The organism is Fontisphaera persica, assembly GCF_024832785.1.
Taxonomy (GTDB): domain Bacteria; phylum Verrucomicrobiota; class Verrucomicrobiia; order Limisphaerales; family Fontisphaeraceae; genus Fontisphaera; species Fontisphaera persica.
The window spans coordinates 1,592,946-1,612,169 of sequence record NZ_CP116615.1 but is presented as its reverse complement, the minus strand read 5'-3'; the positions used below and the strand labels follow the sequence as shown (position 1 = coordinate 1,612,169).

The following is a 19,224-nucleotide window of genomic DNA, read 5'->3' as shown; positions in this document are numbered from 1 at the left end:
TTATAAAGGTTTTTGGTGCATCGCCAGGTGGGCCGCGGCGATGAATCCGCGAAAGAGCGGGTGTGGGCGGTGCGGTTTGCTTTGGAATTCTGGATGGAACTGGCTGGCGATGAAGAAGGGATGATCGGGAATTTCAATCAACTCGATGAGTTTGCCGTCGGGCGTGGTGCCGCTGAAAACCATGCCGGCCTCCTCAAAGGACTTGCGGTATTTGTTATTGAATTCGTAGCGGTGGCGATGGCGCTCCTGAATCACAAACGCCCCGTATAACTTGGCGGCCAGCGTGCCCATCAACAATTGGGCGGGCTGCCGCCCCAGGCGCATGGTGCCCCCTTTCTTGGTGACCAGTTTTTGTTCCTCCTGCAGGCAGATGACGGGGTGCGGCGAGCGCGGCTCAAACTCGGTGGAATGCGCGCGTTCCAGCTTGAGCACGTTGCGAGCAAATTCAATCACGGCTATCTGCATGCCCAGACACAGCCCGAGGTAGGGGATGCGTTTTTCACGGGCGAATTGGGCGGCGCGGATTTTGCCTTCGATGCCGCGTTCCCCAAATCCGCCGGGCACCAGGATGCCGCCAAGGCCGCTGAGCATCTTTTCCGCTCCGTGCCGTTCGATTTCCTGGGCTTCGATGCGCACGATTTCCACGCCGCAGTCATTGGCAATGCCGCCATGAATCAACGCCTCATAAACGGATTTGTAGGCGTCCTGGAGGCCGATGTATTTGCCCACCACCCCAATGCGTACGCGGTGGGAGGGAGCGATCAAAGTGCGGATGATCTCGCGCCACTGGCTCATGTCGGCCTGCGGTGTGTTCAAGCCCAGATGGCGGCACACAATTTCATCCATCCGCTCCCGCTGCAGCATCAAGGGCACTTCGTAAATGGAATGGTCCACGTCCTTTTCCTCAATCACCGCCTCGAGGGGCACATTACAGAACATGGAGATTTTGGCTCGCAGTTCCTTGTCGAGCGGTTTTTCGCAACGGCAGACCAGGACATGCGGCGTGATGCCGATTTCCCGCAATTTGGCCACCGATTGCTGGGTGGGCTTGGTCTTGAGTTCACCTGCTGCCTTGATGAACGGCACGTAGGTGACATGAATGAACATGGCATTGTTGGTGCCCACATCCAGGGCGAATTCCCGAATGGCCTCCAGGAAGGGCAGCCCCTCAATGTCTCCCGTGGTGCCGCCAATTTCGGTAATGACCACATCGGCCTTGGATTGCTCGGCCATGAGGTAAATGCGCTTCTGGATTTCCTCCGTGACGTGCGGAATGACCTGAACGGTTTTGCCGAGGTACACGCCTTTGCGCTCGTTTTCCAAAACGGTTTGATAGACCTGCCCGCTGGTGAGATTGTTCAACCGCGTCAATTGCACGTTGGTGAATCGCTCGTAGTGCCCCAAATCCAGGTCGGTCTCCGCCCCATCATCCAGCACATAGACCTCGCCATGTTGAAACGGATTCATGGTGCCGGGGTCCACGTTAAGATAGGGGTCGAATTTTTGCAGGACCACTTTCAGCCCGCGGTGTTCCAACAACGTCCCCAGGGCGGCTGCGGTTAATCCTTTTCCCAGCGAGCTGATGACGCCGCCGGTTACAAAAATGTATTTGGTATCCGCCATAAAATTATGGTTAAGCCATCCGGTTGGCGGGTGGGGTCAGCCGGCCATCTGTTTCAGGCGTGACTCCACCACCGCAATATCCTCGGGCACATCCACGCTGGCCCCCTGGTAATCCACCACCGACACATGAATGGGAATTTCCAGCTCCAGCGCGCGCAATTGTTCCAATTGTTCTGCAGCTTCCAGCGGGCTTACCGGGCTATCCACCAGCCGCAAAAGGGTATCCCGCCGATAGCCGTAAATGCCCAAATGTTTCAAAAAAGGAAACGCCGACATCTGCTCGGCCGCCGGGCGGTGAGCGTCGGCCCGCAGATAGGGTATGGTGCGCCGGGAAAAATACAAGGCCCGACCGCGCCCATTGACCACCACTTTGACAGCATTGGGGTTGTCATAGTCGGCCAGTTCGCGCAGCGGGGTGGCGGCGGTGGTCATTTCCGAGTGGCTCAACGCCTGAGCCACAGCATCAACGGCCGCCGGGGGCATCAAGGGTTCATCTCCCTGTAAATTGACCACGGCGTCACATTCCCGCCGACGGACCACTTCGGCGACACGGTCTGTACCGCTGGGATGATGGGGCGAGGTCATCTCAACGCTGGCAAAGCGCCCGGCCACTTCCGCGATACGCCGGTCATCGGTGGCAACGATAACTTCTGCCAGGGACCGCGCCTGTTGGCATTGCTCGATGACCCGCTGAATTAAAAATTTTCCAGCAATGAAGGCCAGCGGTTTGCCGGGAAATCGCTTGGCTCCATACCGCGCCGGAATCACGCCAATAATTTTCATACCCGCCCCGGATTAGACCCCTTTTGCGGCGAAAATCAATCTGGGAATCGCGGGTAATCCTTCTGAGCGCAAGTGATTGCGGCCCCGGACTGCCTAGCTGCGGGAAAGGGGCATTGCCATTGTGTTTAGGGGACTGCGGCGGCATTGGTGGAAATGACGCCGGGTATGGGCACGGGAAATACCGGATTGGGTTTGGTCTCTCTGCGCAAAATATCCTGAGCTTGCTTGAGAATGTCCGGGTGTTGTTCAGCCAGGTTGCGAGTTTCGCCGGGGTCCTCGGCAAGGTTGTAAACCTCCCACGGTCCGGGATTGGGGGTACGAAGGTTTTGCCGCACCACCTTGAATTGTCCCAGCCGCACTGCCACCTGGCCACCGGTCTCAGGAAACACCCAAACCATGGGCGGTCGCCGGGGCAAGGTTTTGGCCTGACCCGTGAGCACCGGCCAGAGGCTCACGCCATCCAGACCAGCCGGAATGGGAAGGCCGGCGGCATCGCAGAGAGTGGGGAACCAATCAGCGAAATAGGAGGGGGTATCGTTGACGGCGCCTGCGGGAATGCGTCCGGGCAGGCGCGCAATCAAGGGCACCCGCAGGCCGCCTTCATAGACGGTGCCTTTGTAGCCGCGCAAGCCGCCCGCGCTGTTGAAGAAGGATATGTCTGCGCCGCCGATATGAAACTTGGAGGGATTACGGGCTGGCATGGTTGGCCCGTTATCACTGGTAAAGATGACCAAGGTGTGTTCCGCAATTCCTGCCCGTTCCAAGGCCGCAAGCACCTGGCCCACCTGGTCATCGAGATGGGCAATCATGGCGGCGTAAGCGGCCCGGGGGCGAGGATGCGGAAGATAATTGTTTTCTCCGCGATAGGCCTCGCTGTCCCATTCCTGCGGGAATTTTTCCACCCAGGCCTTTGGCGGGTGCATGGCCAGATGGGGCTCGATGAACGGCAAAAATAAAAAGAAAGGACGCCGGGCGTTGGCCTCCACAAATTTCAGTGCCTCTTTCAACATAACATCCGGCGCATAGTGCTGGCCCAGCCAATCTTCCATTTTAACCTGGCCTTCAGGTTGTTTGGCATGGCCGGGAATGGGGGGCTGGTTCAAGGGGACTTTCTCGGTGTTGCGCCAGAGATAGGCTGGATAATAACTGTGAGCGATGGACTGGCAGTTATAGCCAAAAAAAAGGTCGAATCCTTTGCGGTTGGGGTCACCCGTGCTTCCCACCGGGCCAAGCCCCCATTTGCCCATCGCGCCGGTGGCGTAACCCGCTTTCTGGAACAATTGGACAAACGTGACCGCTTCGGCAGAAAGGGGATGTTGGCCCTCCTCAAATTCGGGGAATCGCACTTTAGCTTGCTGGTTGCCACGTATCTCGGCATGGCCCAGGTGCAGGCCGGTCATGAGCACGCAGCGCGCCGGTGCGCAAACGGGTGCGCCACTGTAGTGCTGGGTGAAGCGCATGCCTTGGGAGGCGAGGCGGTCCAAATGCGGGGTGGGTATCTTTTTCTGGCCATAACAGCCCAATTCGCCATAGCCCAAATCATCGGCAATCATGAAGACAATATTCAGCGGCCGGCTGGCAGCCGCGGCCAAGGGGGGCAAAGCCCCTGAAAAACCCATCACAAATGTTGCCAGCAACGCGAGGGATAAGCGGGTCATGGCGTCCTTCATAGGGTCGCAAGGGTGGGGTGTTGTTTTTCCTCTCATCGTGGCCGGAAGGCCTCCCAATCATTGTGATTGGTTTCAGTGCCCCAAATGCGGGTGATTTGCCCTTTGAGGGAGCGGCCCTCCAAAGTGGCTTCAAAAATGTTGATGTAGGGTTGGCCGTCGCGTTCTCGTTCAATGTGAAATGTCACCATGCCGTTGGAAAAACTGCCGGAGAGCAGGGGAAACTCAGCATTGCCTTCCAGGATAACCTTGCCAACAAGCTTCTGGCCGTCCAGTTTTAACTCCACCGCCCGCATGCCCCAAACCCACCGGCCTTCAATATCACGGGTTAAATGTGCGGCATTCCAGGGATAAGATTGCCATTGTCCGCTCCAGTTGGATTCGATGCGGCCGGTGATGCGGCCGTCATTCACCACGCCTTCATAGCGGGTGGTCACCACCTGCTCCCCCTGTTGTCGGATGACCTCAAACTTCAGGCGGTTGCCTTCCAGGACGGCATTCGTGATGGGGGCTTCTGTGCCGGCCCGCAAGCGGGTAACACCGCTGACAACGCCGTCCGTCAGCTTAAGTTCAAGCTGTGGCCGGACCGTGGCACCGTCCGGCATGGTGAAGTTCCAGCTCCAGACGCCCTCCAAGGGGCCTTTAATCGTCTGACACGCCGCAGAGAAGGGCAAAGTGAAGGTTAGGCCGGCGGCGCAAAGGGCGCTCGCCACGTACTTAATCACGGTGGTTTTCATGGGACGGCAGGAGCAGGTTGGGCGGGCACAGCAAAAGACAGGCGGATTTTTTCCTCGTCTTTGTTGTTGCGGCCACTGAAGGTCACCCGGATTTGTTCGCCGAGGTCTTCCACGTGTAGAAGCCCAAAACAACCTTCCGGCGGCCGCGGCCGATAGACATGATGACTGAAGGGGCCGCCTTTAATGGAGGGTTCCTTGTCCAGCGGGGCAGCACCCATGCTGGGAATGGGGGCGCCGCCGCCGGTGGCGTAATCACCGTTCCGCCCGTCATCGGCCGACAGACTGTGCGCATCCCCGTGCAGGTAAATCACGCCACGAATTTGGTTGTCCTTGATGAAATTGGCTATTTCTCTGCGCTCCGTGGTATAAGCACACCAGTGTTCCTGGTCAGATGGCGGGGGCAGGCGGCGCCCTCGCGCGATGGCGGCGCGGGCGGCTTCCAGCAGTTCCTCATGTTTGAACAGACCATATTGATTGGTGCTCAGCAGGGGATAATAGTTGGTTCCTCGTTCACCCAGCCAGCCTACGCTGCCCACCCAAACGATGAGCGGGTATTTGTCCTTGGCCTGCAGCAGTTGTTGCTTGAGCCAGGTTTTTTGGCGGAGGCCGAGCATGGATTTCTTTTCATTGTCCGGCAAGTTAACCGGGTCCCGCTCGGAGCGGCAATCGGTGAGCAGGAACTTGACCCGGCCGATGTCGAATGATTGATAAATCGGAACATCACCCCGTCCTGCCATCAGGGGATAGTGGGGCACATATTCCTGGTACACCTGGCGGGCGGCGGGCCGGGAGGGCGTGTTTTTGTTGCAATTGTTGCCGCCGAAGTCGTGGTCATCCCATACATAGGCGAAAGGAATGGCCCGATACAACTCGGCCTGTTGGGGTGAGGCCAGCACCCGATCATATGCCGCGCGAAAACGCCGGACACTGTTGACACTAATGTCAAGGTAATGGAAATCGCCAGCATTGATGAAGATCAACGGCTGATGCTCTCGAATGCGATCAAAGACGTCGCTGGTGCTACCCGTGCGCGCACAGGTGCCCCAGGCGATGGTGAAGGAGGATGGGCCGGCGGGGAAGGTGCGGAATTGACCTGTGCGTACCGTGTCGAGACGCCCGTCAATTTCCAAAGCGTAGTAATACCGTGTGTTGGGCGAGAGGTTGCCCAACCGGAAACCCACCAGGTTGTGGTTTGCGCTGCGAGAGCGGTCAGGGGCGGAATAGACCGGTTCGGAAAAATCAGGGTGGCGGCTGACCACCAGGCGCGCATTCAGGCCTTCATCCAGAAGCCGCGCTTTGACCCAAACGCTGGTGGTCGTGACTGCGCCTGACCAGGGGCCGCGCAAGATGGCTGAGTATTTCATGCCGCTGTGGCGCACGGCAAAGGCATAGACATCCGCCAGCTCTGCCACCCGGTCATTAAACGCAGAGCCCAAGCCGTGGCCGGTGGTGAAACTGGTGCGCAAAAGGACCGGCGCCTGGCTGCCCGTGGCTTGCAGGCGGGCGGCCATTTTACGCGAATGGGCCGGATTTACGCGGCCATCATGCCAGCCGGTGGTCAACAAAACGGCGGGGTATTGCACGCCGTCACGCACCCGATGATAAGGGCTGTAGGCATACAAGGCCTCGAAGTGCAGGCGGTTTTGCACCGTGCCAAACTCGGTGGTGTTAAATACGCCGTTGGGATCGCGTTCCACACGCAGCATGTCGAAGATGCCCACCTGGGCAATGACCCCCGCGAATAAATCTGGCCGCTGGGTGAGTGCTGCGCCCATGAGCAAACCACCGTTGCTGCCCCCACGAATGACCAGGCGGTCCGCCCGCGTGTAATTACTGCGGATAAGCCATTCGGCGCAGGCGATAAAATCATCAAACACATTTTGTTTGTTCGTAAGCTGGCCGGATTGATGCCACGGCTCGCCAAACTCACCGCCGCCCCGCAGATTGGCCACCGCCCATACACCACCCTGTTCCAGCCAGAGCCGACGGGCCGGGTCAAAGGAGGGTTGCAGACTGATGCCATAACCGCCGTAACCGGTCAGCAGTGCGGGCAGCTCGCCATTCAGCCGGAGGCCTTTAAGATGCAAAATGTTCAAGGGAATTTTGGTGCCGTCCTTGGAGGTGACTTCCACCCGGCTGACCTGGGTGTCGTCGTAGTCCTCAGGAGTTTCCTCCTGCAGGGCAGTCATGCGCGCGGTTGTGCGCGAAAGCGCAGGGTTATACACCTGCCAGGCCGGTGGATGGATATAAGAGGCGGAGCGGTAAAGAAGCTCGTCACCACGGGCCACCAACATTTGTTGCACAGCAGCAGGGACACCACCCAAGTCCGCCGCCCGGAGTGGAACATTCAGGCGGTTGCCGGTGAAGGCATCCCACCAAACCAGTCGCGAAGGGCCCCCCACCAGGTAATGCACATATAACCCGCTGGCCGATGGGGCGAAGCCTTGGATGACGTAACGTTCATGTTCCTCTACGACTGTTTGGGCCTGCGCCAGCGTGGGGTTGCGAAGGGATACCCGGAGTATTTTGCCGCGTGGGGCGCCTTCAAAAGACAGTAGATAAAGGCCATCGTCCCGCGGCCATTCCACGTAGAGGGGGTCACGGCCAAATTGGGCTTGCTTGATTTTGTCTTCAAAACGGGTGACTTGCAGCCATGGGCCGGCAGGGTTGCGCAGATAATGCGCATATTCTCCTCCATCCCCGTTGGCCACGGTGGCCAGAATCCAGCCACCAGGACCACTGCTCAAATCAATTTCCGCAATGCGTGGGAAATCGCGGCCGATTTCATAACGGTCCTTGTCCAGTGGCTCGCCCAGGCGGTGATAATAGACTTGTTGGTAAAAAGCGAGGTCAGACTCAGGCCGTTCGCCGGGGGCTGGATAGCGCGTGTAAAACACCCCCTGGCTGGCGTTATCCCACGCCACACTGCCGCCACCGGTGGGGTACTGGACACGTGGAAGGACATCAGACATTTTGCGCCCATTATCCACCGTAAAAAAATGAAGGGTTCCCACTTCACTGCCATTTTCTGAGAGACAAACGGCAACAATTTTGCCATCGGGTGAGGGCGCGTAAAAATCCATGCTTGTGCGACCGCGGGCATCGAAGCGATTGAGGTCCAAAATGACACGAATGCCGTTGGTATCATCCGGCCCGGCCATAAAGACGAGTTCCGGTTGTTGCCGGGGCGGTTGAAAGCGCAGGGCAAAGAGTCTGCCACCGGCCCATTGCAGGCCATAGTAGGAGGGCTTTTCCACCTGGAGCAGTTGACGCAGGCGGCGTTCAATCCAAGGTCTTTCCGGCAGGGCATCGAGGTAGGCGCGCGCGGCGGCGTTTTGGGCTTCTGTCCATTGCCGGACTTCGGGATTTTGGCCATCCTCCAACCATTGATAAGGGTCGGAAATGGCCTGCCCGTGGTAATGGTCCACCACCGGTTTTTGCGGTGTGGCTGGTAAATTAACAGCTTCGGCAGTCAGGCAGACACCAGCCCAAACTGCAGCGCATAGCCAGAGTTGCTTCATGTGCTGTTTTAGCCAAGTTTGCCCCAACCTCCACAGGCTGGCAACAAGAACTGAAATTCAGCTTGGCGCGCCTCCCGATTCGTGCCAAACAAAGTGATGTGAAAACCACCAAGCCTGTTGTTGCCTCGTCAGCAGAGGCGCCTTCGACTTCACCTTCCCGGCGCGACTTTTTGGCGGGACTGGGATGGGGTTCAATGGCTGCGATGTTGGGCGCCATGCTGCCCAACGCCCGTGCGGTTGACCTGACTGAAACCCGCAAACCTTACGAGCCTTTGAGTGACCGCAAACTCAAAGTGGGCATTGTGGGCTACGGTTACTGCCGCTTCGGCGCGGATTGGGGGTTTCAGTTTCATCCCAATGTGGAAGTGGTGGCGGTCAGCGATTTGATTCCCGAGCGCTGCGCCGGGTTGATGAAGGCTTGTCGCTGCGAAAAGTCTTATCCTTCCTTGGAGGAATTGGTCAAGGACCCACAGATTGAGGCGGTGTTTGTGGCCACCGACGCCCCCAGCCATGCCCGCCATTGCATCGAGGCCATGAAACATGGCAAGCATGTGATGTGTGCTGTGCCCGCGGTGTGGGGTTCCCTGGAGGAGGCAGAGGAGCTATTGGAGACCGTCAAGCGCACCGGTTTGAAATATATGATGGCCGAGACCAGCGTGTACCATGCCGCCAACCATGCCATGCGGGTGCTTTACCGGGCCGGAGCCTTTGGGCGCATCGTCTATTCAGAGGGGGAGTATTATCATTATTCGCCCACGCCCATTCCTTCCTACAAAGAATGGCGCACGGGCATGCCGCCGCTGTGGTATCCCACACATTCCACCGCTTATTATGTGGGGGTGACAGGCGGACAGTTTACCAGTGTATCCTGCCTGGGTTTTAGGGGGGCCTTTCCAGCATTTCAACCGGGAGCCAATCGTTACAACAATCCCTTTACTGACGAAATTGCCCTCTTTGAGACCACCGAAGGCGGGGTGTCTCGCATGCTCATGTCGAAATCGGTTCATGGACTGGTTAACGAAACGGGGCGGGTGTTTGGGGAAAAAGGACGCATGGAGGGGCTGCGTTACTTTGGCGCGCTGGAACAGTTGCCGGATATCAGCCGTCCGCCTTTGCCGCCCGGGGTGCCGGAGGGCGGGCATGGAGGGTCCCACGGGCCTTTGATGCATGATTTTGTCATGTCGGTGCTCTTAAATCGTCAACCCATTGTGGACATTTACGCTGCCTTGGCCATGACCGTGCCGGGCATCATCGCCCACCAATCGGCGTTGCGGGGGGGTGAGCGCCTCAAGATTCCACAATACAACCGTCCCCAAACCTCATCTTAAGTTCTCACTTGAGCGCTCCTGTGCAAGGAAAACGAAACATGCCGCGCCGCCGTTTTATGAAAACCGCCTTGGGCGGTCTAACTGGCAGTGCGGTGACGGCCGTTGCCGCACTCCCTCTTCCGGGCAACCTTCGGTTAAAGCGCCAGCGCACAAAAAATTGGAGTTGCGCCCGATAGGCGCTTGCGAGAGCAGAGAAGGCAAGCACTACCTTCGTCTGGATGAGGAATACAAAGATGGTCTCCTGGGATTGAACGAATGGTCCCACGTGCTGGTATTCTATTGGCTGGACCAAAATGACACTCCTGAACTTCGCCGCCGGTTGCAAGTTCATCCCCGGGGTAATCGTGAGAATCCGCTAACTGGCGTGTTTGCGTGCCGCTCTCCCTTTCGTCCCAATTTAATTGCGCTAACCTTTTGCAAAATCGTCGCGGTGAAAGGCTGCGTGGTGGAAGTGGATCGTTTGGATGCCTTTGATGGGAGTCCTCTGTTGGATCTCAAGCCTCTTACCCTTCAGGACTTTCCCCCTGCCGCGGAGGTGCGCATGCCCGCCTGGGCACGCCGTGGACCTTGAGGCTGAGGGGTGAGGCCCCGCCAGCGTCAAAGCCAGCCCCGAGGGGGCGCTGCGGAGGCTGCGGAAATTGGCTGGGCGGCCAAGGGTCTCGACAATCCCTCTGGTCAGAGTTCGCTTGCCTGTTTAGAGTGGCGGCATGGTTGATACGAGCAACCCGCTTTCGCTGGCCCGGCATTTGGATTTAACGGCTGCGGAGGCCCATTTTACAACAGCAGACATAGAGCGCGCCTGCGCGCAGGCTAAAACTTTGCAGGCGGCCGCCTTATGCGTTCCGGGAGTCTGGGTGACCTTGGCCCGCAGCCGGTTGGAGGAGTCAGCGGTCAAGGTGTGTGCTTTAATATCCTTCCCCCACGGGTTAATGACCGCCGACGTCAAGCGATACGAGATTGAAGCAGCGTTGGACGAGGGGGCCCAGGAATTTGAAGTTATGGCTCATCATGCCCTGCTGCGGGAGAAGGAACCCAAAGCCTTTTTGCGTGAGCTGCGCGATTTGGTGGAGGCCGCGGAGGAGCATCCCCTCAAAGTTTGCGTGCGCCCGGAGTTATTGGCTTCCGAGGATATTCTTCGGGTGGCCAACTGGTGTGTGGAAGCGGAAGCACAATGCCTGTGTCTGGCGCCGGAGGTGCTTGGAACCTGGAATGTAGTTGAGGAAGTCAGGCGTCTGAACGCAGTCTTCAGCGGCAGCCTGTTTTTGAAGGTCGCTTTGCCCACTCCGCAACGTGGATTGGTGAATGATTTGCTGGCCGCCGGGGTCATGCGGGTGGGGGTGAAGTTTGACCCGGCAGGCCTTTAGTCCAGCGTTGTCAGTATTTTTCTTTTTACGTATGTCCAAGAAATCAGACCCAACGGTGAAGGGTATTTTGCGCCAGTTGGAAAAGGAAAAACTCGTGCCCCACGCCCAATCCATCAACTGGCTGCTGGCCATCATGGCCCGCTTGCGCGCTCCCAACGGCTGTCCCTGGGATCGCGAACAGGACCACCACTCCCTGCGTTTTCATGCCGTGGAGGAAGTCTATGAGCTGATGGATGCCATTGAGGCGAATGATGACCACGAGATGGAGGAGGAACTGGGAGATTTGCTTTTGCAGGTGGTGTTTCATTGCCAACTGGCGCGCGAACGCGGCGCATTTGATTTTGAGGCGGTCTGCCGCAACATTGCCGAAAAGCTCATCCGCCGCCATCCCCATGTATTTGGGGATGTCCGGGTCAAGGATGTCGAGGCGGTTTGGGCCAATTGGGATAAAATCAAGCGCGCCGAAAAGGAAGGCACACGCCATGCACGGCCTTCAGCGCTGGACGGCATCCCGCGCCATTTGCCGGCGCTCTTGCGCGCGCAAAAACTGGTAAAAAAAGCCGCCAAAGCGCAACTGTGGGAGTCGGCGCTGCCGACGCGTAGGCGGCAGACGCGCGCCGCTCTGGCTGAACAGTTGTTTGCACTGGCCGCCGAAGCGCAGGAGCGTGGATGGAACGCGGAGGATTTGCTGCGCGCTGAAATCAGGCGTCAGGAACGTCGTCTCCGGCAGAAAGAGCGCCGGAAAAATGAGGGCGGCGCCAAGGGCTAACGCTTTTGCCAGGGGGCCAGTTTTTCGTTTTGCCAGATGGCGGGCAGGGCTTCGGCCTCGCGCACCACGGCGTGTCGTTTTCCGGTCACCAGAATTTCCGCCGGCCGTGGCCGGCTATTGTAGTTGGAGCCCATCACCGAGCCGTAAGCGCCGGCGCTCAACAAGGCCAGGTAATCGCCCTCCTTCAGGCGGGGCAGGGGACGGTCTTTGCAGAAATAATCCCCTGATTCGCACACAGGCCCCACCACGTCCGTGGCCGTGGAGGCCCCGGATTTTTTGCGCAGCGGCACGATTTCGTGGAAGGCGTCGTAAAACGCGGGACGAATGAGGTCATTCATCGCGGCGTCCACAATGACGAAATTTTTGCGGCCGGTGCGCTTGAGGTATTCCACCCGCGTCACCAGGATGCCGGCATTGCCCACAATGAACCGGCCTGGCTCAATGAGCACTTTCAAACCTAGCGGCTGCAAGAGCGGTACCAGCGCCTCAGCATACCGTGCGGGGGTGAGCAAGGACTTTGCCTGGGGCCTCTGCCACCATTCGGGCTGGCCGCTGGCCAAAGCAGGGTCATAGACAATGCCCAGACCTCCCCCAATACTGAAAAACTCAATGCCATAACGCTGCTTTAGCGCGGCGGCCAGCGGCGCGACTTTTTCCACGGCTTGGCGGAAGGGGGCCACTTCGGTGAGTTGCGAGCCAATGTGCATCTGTACCCCGCGCAGATGCAGGTGTTTCAACTTGCTGGCGCGGGCATATAGTGCGGGCACCTGCTCGAAGGCAATGCCAAATTTGTTTTCGTAGGTCCCCGTAGTGATTTTGGCATGGGTGTGGGCCTCCACATTGGGGTTCACCCGTATGGCCACCGGCGCTCTGCGTTTCATGCGGGCGGCCACCCGTTCAATGCGCTGCAGCTCGGCTTCGCTTTCCACGTTAAAGCAATAGATGTTCTGTTCCAGCGCATAGCGAATTTCCGCTTCAGTTTTGCCCACGCCGGCAAAGACACATTGGCGGGGGTTGCCGCCGGCTGTCTGGACGCGCATCAGTTCGCCCTGGCTGACAATGTCAAAACCGCTGCCCAAATCGGCCAGCACCCGAATAACGGCCAGATTGGAGTTGGCCTTGACCGCATAACAAATCAGGTGGTCCAGCCCTGCCAGGGCCTTATCCAGCTTGCGAAAGTGCTGTTCGAGCGTGTTTTGGCTATAAATGTATAACGGCGTGCCGTAGCGCTTCACCAAAGCGGCCACCGGCACGTTTTCGCAGTACAGCTCGCCATGAACATACTTAAAATCATGCATGGCGCGCAGTTATGCCAAAAGCCGGTTCTTCCCGCAACGGCGAAACGGGCCAACCCTTCTGGCGCGCCGGTTGCTTTTTGCTGGCTGGCGTCAGCAGCAGCAACTCCTAAGTTTGCTTGCGGCAACCTTTTCAACCCGGCATTGACGGCCGCGCCTGCGTGGCATTACATGGAAAGAATGACAGCAAAACGCTTTTATATTTCGCGGCGCAGTTTCAGTAAATCCGTGGCGCTGGCCGCGGCAGCGGCGGGCCTGCCAGTTTGGTTTTATGAGGAGGCGCAGGCCCAACCGGCTACGCCGCCGGCGCGCAGTGCCGAGGAAAAATTTGGCCTGGCGTTGGTGGGCTGTGGCGGCCGCGGCACAGGGGTTGCCATGGAAGCCTTGCAATATGGTGAACTGCGGGCCATTTGCGACGTGGATAGAAGACACCTGGAGCGGGCCGCTGCCGAGTTCAAAAAACGCAATCAGAATCCCGATTTGGTAACCGATTTCCGAAAGCTCATGGAGCGGGATGATATTCACGTCATCCTGAATGGCACGCCCGATCATTGGCACACGCTGGTCAACCTGGCGGCTGCCCGGGCGCGCAAGGATATTTATTCCGAAAAACCATTGACTCTGACGGTGGCGGAAGGGCAGGAGCTGGTCAAGGCGGTTAAAAAATACAAAGTTGTGCTGCAAACCGGGACGCAGCAGCGCAGTGATGCCAAATTCCGTCTGGCTTGCGAGTTGGTCCGCAATCGCCGCATTGGCCAGCTCAAAACCATTACCGTGTGGCTGCCTGCCGGTTTGCATGGCGGGCCATTTGCGCCGGCGCCGGTGCCGGAGGGATTGGATTGGGATTATTGGCAGGGCCAGGCGCCCGCAGTGCCGTATGTCAAGGAGCGCTGCCATGTCACTTTCCGGTACTTTTTGGAGTATTCCGGGGGCACCATCACGGATTGGGGCGCGCACCACAATGACATTGCCTTCTGGGCTACAGGATTCAATGGCCCCTCGGCCGTCCGTGGCAAAGTGCTTGTTGCGCCAGTGCCCGGGGGTTATACGGCACCCAGTGAATATGAGGTGGAATTTCAATATCCCAACGGCGTGCTGCACTACATCAAGACCACCAAGGACGACAATATCTTCGGCGGTGTCGTTAATCCCAACGGACAGCGCAATGGCATTCGTTTTGAAGGCACTGAAGGCTGGATTTGGGTGCGCCGGGGGGCGATTGAGGCAAGCCAGGAAGAAATACTGACCACTCCTTTACCCGCCAACGCCGAGCGGCTGTATGTCAGCCGCAATCACATGGAGAACTTCTTTGAATGCGTGCGCTCGCGCAAGGCGCCGATTTGCGATGTGGAGACGGGGCATCGCTCGGCCAGCGAGTGCCATCTGGCACAAATCGCCCTGCGTTTGGGACGTCCGCTGCGGTGGGACGCCAATAAAGAGCGCTTCGTGGGGGAAGGAGCCAAGGAGGCCAACACCCATTTGGCGCGGCCCATGCGCAAGCCCTATGATTATTCTTTTATCGCCTGACCGGCGGGGCTGCCTGATTCAAGGTGACACGGGCGCCAGCACCACCCGGAAGCCAATGTTGGGCAATCGTTCCGTCGGCAGGGCATAATGACGATTTGCGCTGCGGCATAACAGCCGGGATGAGTTGTAGGCCCCTCCACGCAAGACCTTGTTGACCCCGCTGGCCGGGCCGGTGGGGTTGACACGGCTACCGCCAGGATATGCCGAAGCGTACCAATCCGCACACCATTCCCAAACATTGCCGTGCATGTCAAAAAGCCCCCAAGGATTGGGAATTTTTACCGCCGCCGGGTGGGTGGTGTTACTTGCATTGGCCTCGAACCAGCCGTAATTACCGAGGCGGATTTCAGTTAAATCGTCTCCGAAACTATATCGCGTTGTTGCTCCGGCCCGGCAGGCGTATTCCCATTCCGCTTCGGTGGGGAGGCGATACACCCATTGGTGGTCAATACGTCCGGCCTGCCGTTCCCGCTCCGTCAGCAGGGCACAATACTGGGCGGCTTCAGCCCAGGTCACTTGCTCCACCGGCCTTTGGAGATTTCCCAAAAAGAAGCTGGGATTGTTCGACATCACGGCCAGGTATTCGGCCTGGGTGACCTCCGATTTTCCCACGAAAAAGGAGCGGGTGAATGTGACTTGCATTTGAGGGCCTTCGTCGGCTTCCCGGTCAGGTTCTGAGGCATGGCTGCCCATCAGGAAGGTTCCTGTTTGCACATAGGCTAATCGGGCCGGGTCCGGATTATAAACGGCTTGGTAAAAGCGTTTAGGCGAGCTGGCTGAATCCCAATCCACCACCACGAACGGGCTGGCGGGGAGAGTCACGTTGGTGAGGACCTGCCAGGAGGCGGGGGCTTGCAGGTTGGTGGTGAACAGCACTTGATACAGAGCGCCCACGCGGCCGGTAATGGTAAGGCTGGCCAACATTTGCGGACCCTCCAGACCGGGCGCAGGCGGTGGGGTTTGAGCCCTGAAGAAAAACGGCAGGCACACAAGGCAGGCCATTATGCACGGTAGAAGCCGCATGGTTGCAAGGTAACGCATCCTTTGAGGAGCTTCACCTATTTTACCGCCGAAATTCGGCAGGTATTACAGACCAATCCCCGGCCAGGGGCGTCCGGTCAAGGCCCGGTAACGCTTGAGCATATCCCGCGCATTCACTGCATCGCCCAAGGCCTCGAAGGTCTGGCCGAGCAGCCCCACTGCCCAGGCCTTGTCTTTGTCCCACATTAGATGCCGCTCCAGCAGGGCCACGTTTTCCTTGTGGCGCTGGAGTTGGAAATTCACCCGGGCCAGGTCGAAGACAATGTCCTCTTCCCACGGGTCCAGTCCGTAAGCTTCCTCCAGCAGGAAGGCGGCCTGTACCCACTTTTTTTGTTCAATGGCCTTGCGGGCCTCTTGGTGTTGGTTGAGGGCGCGGCTGGTGCGCAATTGGCCCAACCGCTGCCAGGCCAGAAGAGCCTCGTTGGAGCGTCCCAAGCGGGTAAGCGCCTCCGAGCAGGCCTTGCGCAGCTCCAGATTCCAGTAGTCCTGGCGCAGGGCATCCTTGAGGAAATCCACCGCCTGCGCATCGCGCCCATTGTGGGCCAGGGTCAAACCCAGCAGGCCGGGCAGGTCCGCGTGATTGGTATAAGTCAGTGGATAGGTCAACAAAGGGCCGAAAGCCATAAAAGCCTCGGCCCATTGGCCGGACAATGCAAGTGCCTTGCCCGCCAGGTAGCGTGTCTCGGGCTGGTCTGGAGCCAGGGTTTGCAAATGCCGCGCCGCTTTCAGGGCAGCGTCCAGATTGGTGCGGCTGAGCAGGTACTGGGTATAGGCCCGCCAAATGTCCGCTGATTGGGGATGTTTATCAGTGGTTTCCTGCCACCAGCGCTCGGCAGCTTGGGGCTGCAAGGAGGCCATGGCCTGCCCTTGAATGACCAGGGCTGCCGGGCCTGCGCCTTCCTTGAAGGCCTGCTCTGCGTAAAGGCGGGCATCTCGCGGCCGTTTTCGCGCCAGCGCATATTCGGCCATGCGCCGCCAGAACAAGGGACGTTCCGCGGGGGGCAGCCGTTGCAAATCCACCTGCAAGTTGGCCGCCGAGGAAAAGGCGTCGAAGTAAGAGGTCAGATGCTGCTCTCTTTGAGATTCCGGCATCAACATGCGCAGGGGGGCGCGAAACTCAATGTACATATTATCATCGGTATTCATGACTCCTGCCGGTATGGCCCGGTCGAGTTCATCCTCCCCAATCCAATAATGCGCCAGCATGTCCTCGGCGCCGGCCATGCCAATTTGGGCGAAATCCTGACGGATTTTCAAATTTACGCGGTTGAGCAGGGTGGCCGCGTCAAAGCGCAGCGGTTTTTGCGTGGCCAGGAGGATGGCATCGCTCTCGACCCGGAACATGTGCAGGTGCGGGAAGACTGTTTTGAGACTGCGCAAAATCACCTGCAAATCCACCGGCTGCAGTTCGTACAATTGAATCCATTGGCAAAACACCCCGTCCGCGCTGAGCTTGGAGCGGGCCAGCTCGAAGAATTCGCGGGTGAACAAAGCGGCGGCCCCGGGTATCCACGGGTTGGAAGGCTCGGAAATAATCACATCGTACTTCAAGTCAGTGACCAGGAGATGGTTGCGGGCATCATTGACCACCAGCTTGACCCGCGGGTCTTCCAGGGGGCGGCCGTTGTAGCGATTGAAAAATTGGCTGGCTTCCACCACGGCATCCTCCAATTCCACGCACTCCACTTCTTTGACATTGTGCATCAACACGGAGCCAAGGGTGACGCCACTGCCCAAACCGATCACCATGACACGGTCCTGTTTCGGGGCCGTTAAAAGGGGCACCTGGCCGAGCATGATTTGGGTGGGTAAGTCCCCTACCGATTGAGGTAGGCGGGCCCATTCGGGATGGGGCAGGTCCGGCGGGGTGGAGGCATCGGGTTTGCCATTGACCAGCAACGACATGGAAACGGCGGTGCGGAAGACTATGACATTGCAGGTCAAACCCTCCTTGATGTACTCAATTTCCCCGTGAATGCGATGGACTCTTTCGCGAAATTCCGGCCGCGATAAACCGTAGTACTTGCGCACATAACGAAAGACACCGCTGGCCAGCATGGAGGGGTCCCACGAGGGCGTTTGCAGGAGGCTGTTCAGAATGAACAATCCCGTCAGGCCGGCAAATACCATACGGTATTTCAGGAAGCGTCCGGCGCGGGCGGCGGCAAAAGCGAGCACCGCCATAATCCCATTCAAAGAGACCCCAATTAACAAGGTGGTTTGTGTGCCAGCCCACGGCACCAGCCAAAAGCCGGCTGCGATGGAGCCGGCAATGGCCCCCACAGTGTTTAGGGAGTAAGCCCATCCCACAATACGAGCGGTTTGGCCGCCTTGCGGTTGCAGACCATGGATGGTCACCGGAAACATGGCGCCCAGCCCCAGCGTAGGTATAATCATCAACCCAAAACTCAACAAGAACAGGAGGGCCATGGTGCCCGGCAGCTTTGGTTGCCACCATTCATGCAGGCGGGTGTAAATAAAAGGCAGTTCTTCGATGACAAATAAGCCCAAATAAGTGGCCACCCCGACCACCAACTGGCACAAGCCGGCCGCCCACAGCGGCTCTTCGCTGCGCAAGAACCAGCGTGTGGCCATCCACGCGCCCGCCGCCAGGCCAAATAAAAACGTAGCCAGCATGACGGTGTAGGCGTAGGTGGAGGAACCCAGCACTTGCACCAGAAGGCGGCTCCAGGCCACCTCGTACATCATGGCGGAAAAACCTGATATCGCGTAAATCAGCACCAGCAGCCCAGCCACCCAGCGGGGGGTGGGCAGCCGAGGAGAGGCTCGGAGGGCGGCGGATTCAACGGAGGCTTCTGGTTCAGTGGCAGCGGTTTCCTGGCGTGGGGCGGGCACCCATGGGGTTCGGCGGGAGAGCAGCCATGCCCCGATGGCGGCGGTCGTGCTCAACAAAATGGCGGTGTATTGCGTTTTTTGCAGACCCAACAGAGGAAACAACAGGAAACCGGCGGCCAGACAGCCCAGCACAGCGCCCACCGTGTTTACCGTGTAGAGCAACCCGATGCGCCGGCGGCCCAGGAAACCTTGGCTGCTGGTGCGGTTGACGAACTGGCTCATCAGCGGCAGGGTGGCCCCCATGAACGAGGTGGGAACTAATAATATGGCCACACACAACAGAAACCGCAGGGTGCTGAACAGGGCAAAACTGGCATGGTATTTTTTCCAAATTGCCTGATACAACGGCGCCAGGCCGCTGAAGAGCAGGGGAATAATCAAGGCTAGCAGGCCGATGCCAATTTCCAGGGCGGCATAAAGTCGGAGTGGATGATATCGGCTCAGCCGCTGCGCCAGCCGGCCCATGACATAGCTGCCGAAGGCCAGGCCCCCCATGAACGCCGCCAACACCGTGGCGACGGCAAAAGTCGTGGCGCCAAAGACCAGCTCCAATGAGCGCACCCAGGCCACCTCATAAATGAGGGCGCTCATCCCTGAACAGGTGAAGCATAACAACAGCCAGGCCATGGGCGTCCGGTCTTCAGTGAGCGGTTGCTTGGATGTGTCCATGGGCATGAAACATAGCGAGGGTAGCGGCAAATGTCCACGCTTCG

Annotated in this window: 13 protein-coding genes; 5 read left to right on the top strand and 8 right to left on the bottom strand. The window is 58.5% G+C overall.

The window, feature by feature from the left end; all coding sequences use genetic code 11:
• From pyrG to NXS98_RS05600, 5 genes are all read right to left on the bottom strand, one after another.
• Positions 1 to 1,623: a CTP synthase gene (pyrG, locus tag NXS98_RS05620; RefSeq protein ID WP_283847496.1), complete on the bottom strand. Its 1,623-nt coding sequence runs from the start codon at positions 1,621 to 1,623 to the stop codon at positions 1 to 3.
• Positions 1,624 to 1,659: 36 nt separating this feature from the next.
• A complete protein-coding gene (kdsB, locus tag NXS98_RS05615; protein WP_283847495.1) occupies positions 1,660 to 2,406 on the bottom strand; it encodes a 3-deoxy-manno-octulosonate cytidylyltransferase in 747 nt (248 codons plus the stop codon).
• Positions 2,407 to 2,531: 125 nt separating this feature from the next.
• A complete protein-coding gene (locus NXS98_RS05610; RefSeq protein ID WP_283847494.1) occupies positions 2,532 to 3,959 on the bottom strand; it encodes an arylsulfatase in 1,428 nt (475 codons plus the stop codon).
• 149 nt (positions 3,960 to 4,108) lie between these two features.
• Entirely contained in the window at positions 4,109 to 4,810 is a 702-nt protein-coding gene (locus NXS98_RS05605; RefSeq protein ID WP_283847493.1) for a hypothetical protein, read from the bottom strand.
• Entirely contained in the window at positions 4,807 to 8,331 is a 3,525-nt protein-coding gene (locus tag NXS98_RS05600) for a prolyl oligopeptidase family serine peptidase (RefSeq protein WP_283847491.1), read from the bottom strand. Before NXS98_RS05600 ends, NXS98_RS05605 begins: the two co-directional genes overlap by 4 nt.
• A gap of 194 nt (positions 8,332 to 8,525) precedes the next feature.
• Between NXS98_RS05600 and NXS98_RS05595 the strand changes: the two genes are divergently transcribed.
• The 4 genes from NXS98_RS05595 to mazG all read left to right on the top strand — a co-directional run bounded on the left by NXS98_RS05595 (position 8,526) and on the right by mazG (position 11,792).
• The gene (locus tag NXS98_RS05595) at positions 8,526 to 9,659 is read left to right on the top strand and encodes a Gfo/Idh/MocA family protein (RefSeq protein WP_283847490.1); all 1,134 of its coding nucleotides are present in this window, start codon (positions 8,526 to 8,528) and stop codon (positions 9,657 to 9,659) included.
• Positions 9,610 to 10,230, top strand: coding sequence for an SAM-dependent methyltransferase (locus NXS98_RS17930; RefSeq protein WP_425499936.1), 621 nt, complete (start codon positions 9,610 to 9,612; stop codon positions 10,228 to 10,230). Before NXS98_RS05595 ends, NXS98_RS17930 begins: the two co-directional genes overlap by 50 nt.
• A 136-nt stretch (positions 10,231 to 10,366) precedes the next feature.
• Positions 10,367 to 11,023, top strand: a complete 657-nt coding sequence (locus NXS98_RS05590) for a hypothetical protein (RefSeq protein ID WP_283847489.1) — start codon at positions 10,367 to 10,369, stop codon at positions 11,021 to 11,023.
• Positions 11,024 to 11,054: 31 nt separating this feature from the next.
• Entirely contained in the window at positions 11,055 to 11,792 is a 738-nt protein-coding gene (gene mazG / locus NXS98_RS05585) for a nucleoside triphosphate pyrophosphohydrolase (RefSeq protein WP_283847488.1), read from the top strand.
• Here mazG and lysA read toward each other — a convergent pair.
• Positions 11,789 to 13,090 carry a diaminopimelate decarboxylase gene (gene lysA / locus NXS98_RS05580; protein WP_283847487.1) on the bottom strand — a complete coding sequence of 434 codons (1,302 nt, stop codon included), beginning with the start codon at positions 13,088 to 13,090 and terminating at the stop codon, positions 11,789 to 11,791. The two genes, mazG and lysA, sit on opposite strands and share 4 nt — an antisense overlap.
• A gap of 177 nt (positions 13,091 to 13,267) precedes the next feature.
• Between lysA and NXS98_RS05575 the strand changes: the two genes are divergently transcribed.
• A complete protein-coding gene (locus tag NXS98_RS05575) occupies positions 13,268 to 14,614 on the top strand; it encodes a Gfo/Idh/MocA family protein (protein WP_283847486.1) in 1,347 nt (448 codons plus the stop codon).
• A gap of 18 nt (positions 14,615 to 14,632) precedes the next feature.
• On the opposite strand, the gene NXS98_RS05570 is transcribed toward NXS98_RS05575, so the two are convergent.
• Positions 14,633 to 15,538, bottom strand: a complete 906-nt coding sequence (locus NXS98_RS05570; protein ID WP_283847485.1) for a formylglycine-generating enzyme family protein — start codon at positions 15,536 to 15,538, stop codon at positions 14,633 to 14,635.
• Between the two features lie 162 nt (positions 15,539 to 15,700).
• A complete protein-coding gene (locus tag NXS98_RS05565) occupies positions 15,701 to 19,180 on the bottom strand; it encodes a fused MFS/spermidine synthase (protein ID WP_283847484.1) in 3,480 nt (1,159 codons plus the stop codon).
• Between the last annotated feature and the right edge of the window lie 44 nt (positions 19,181 to 19,224).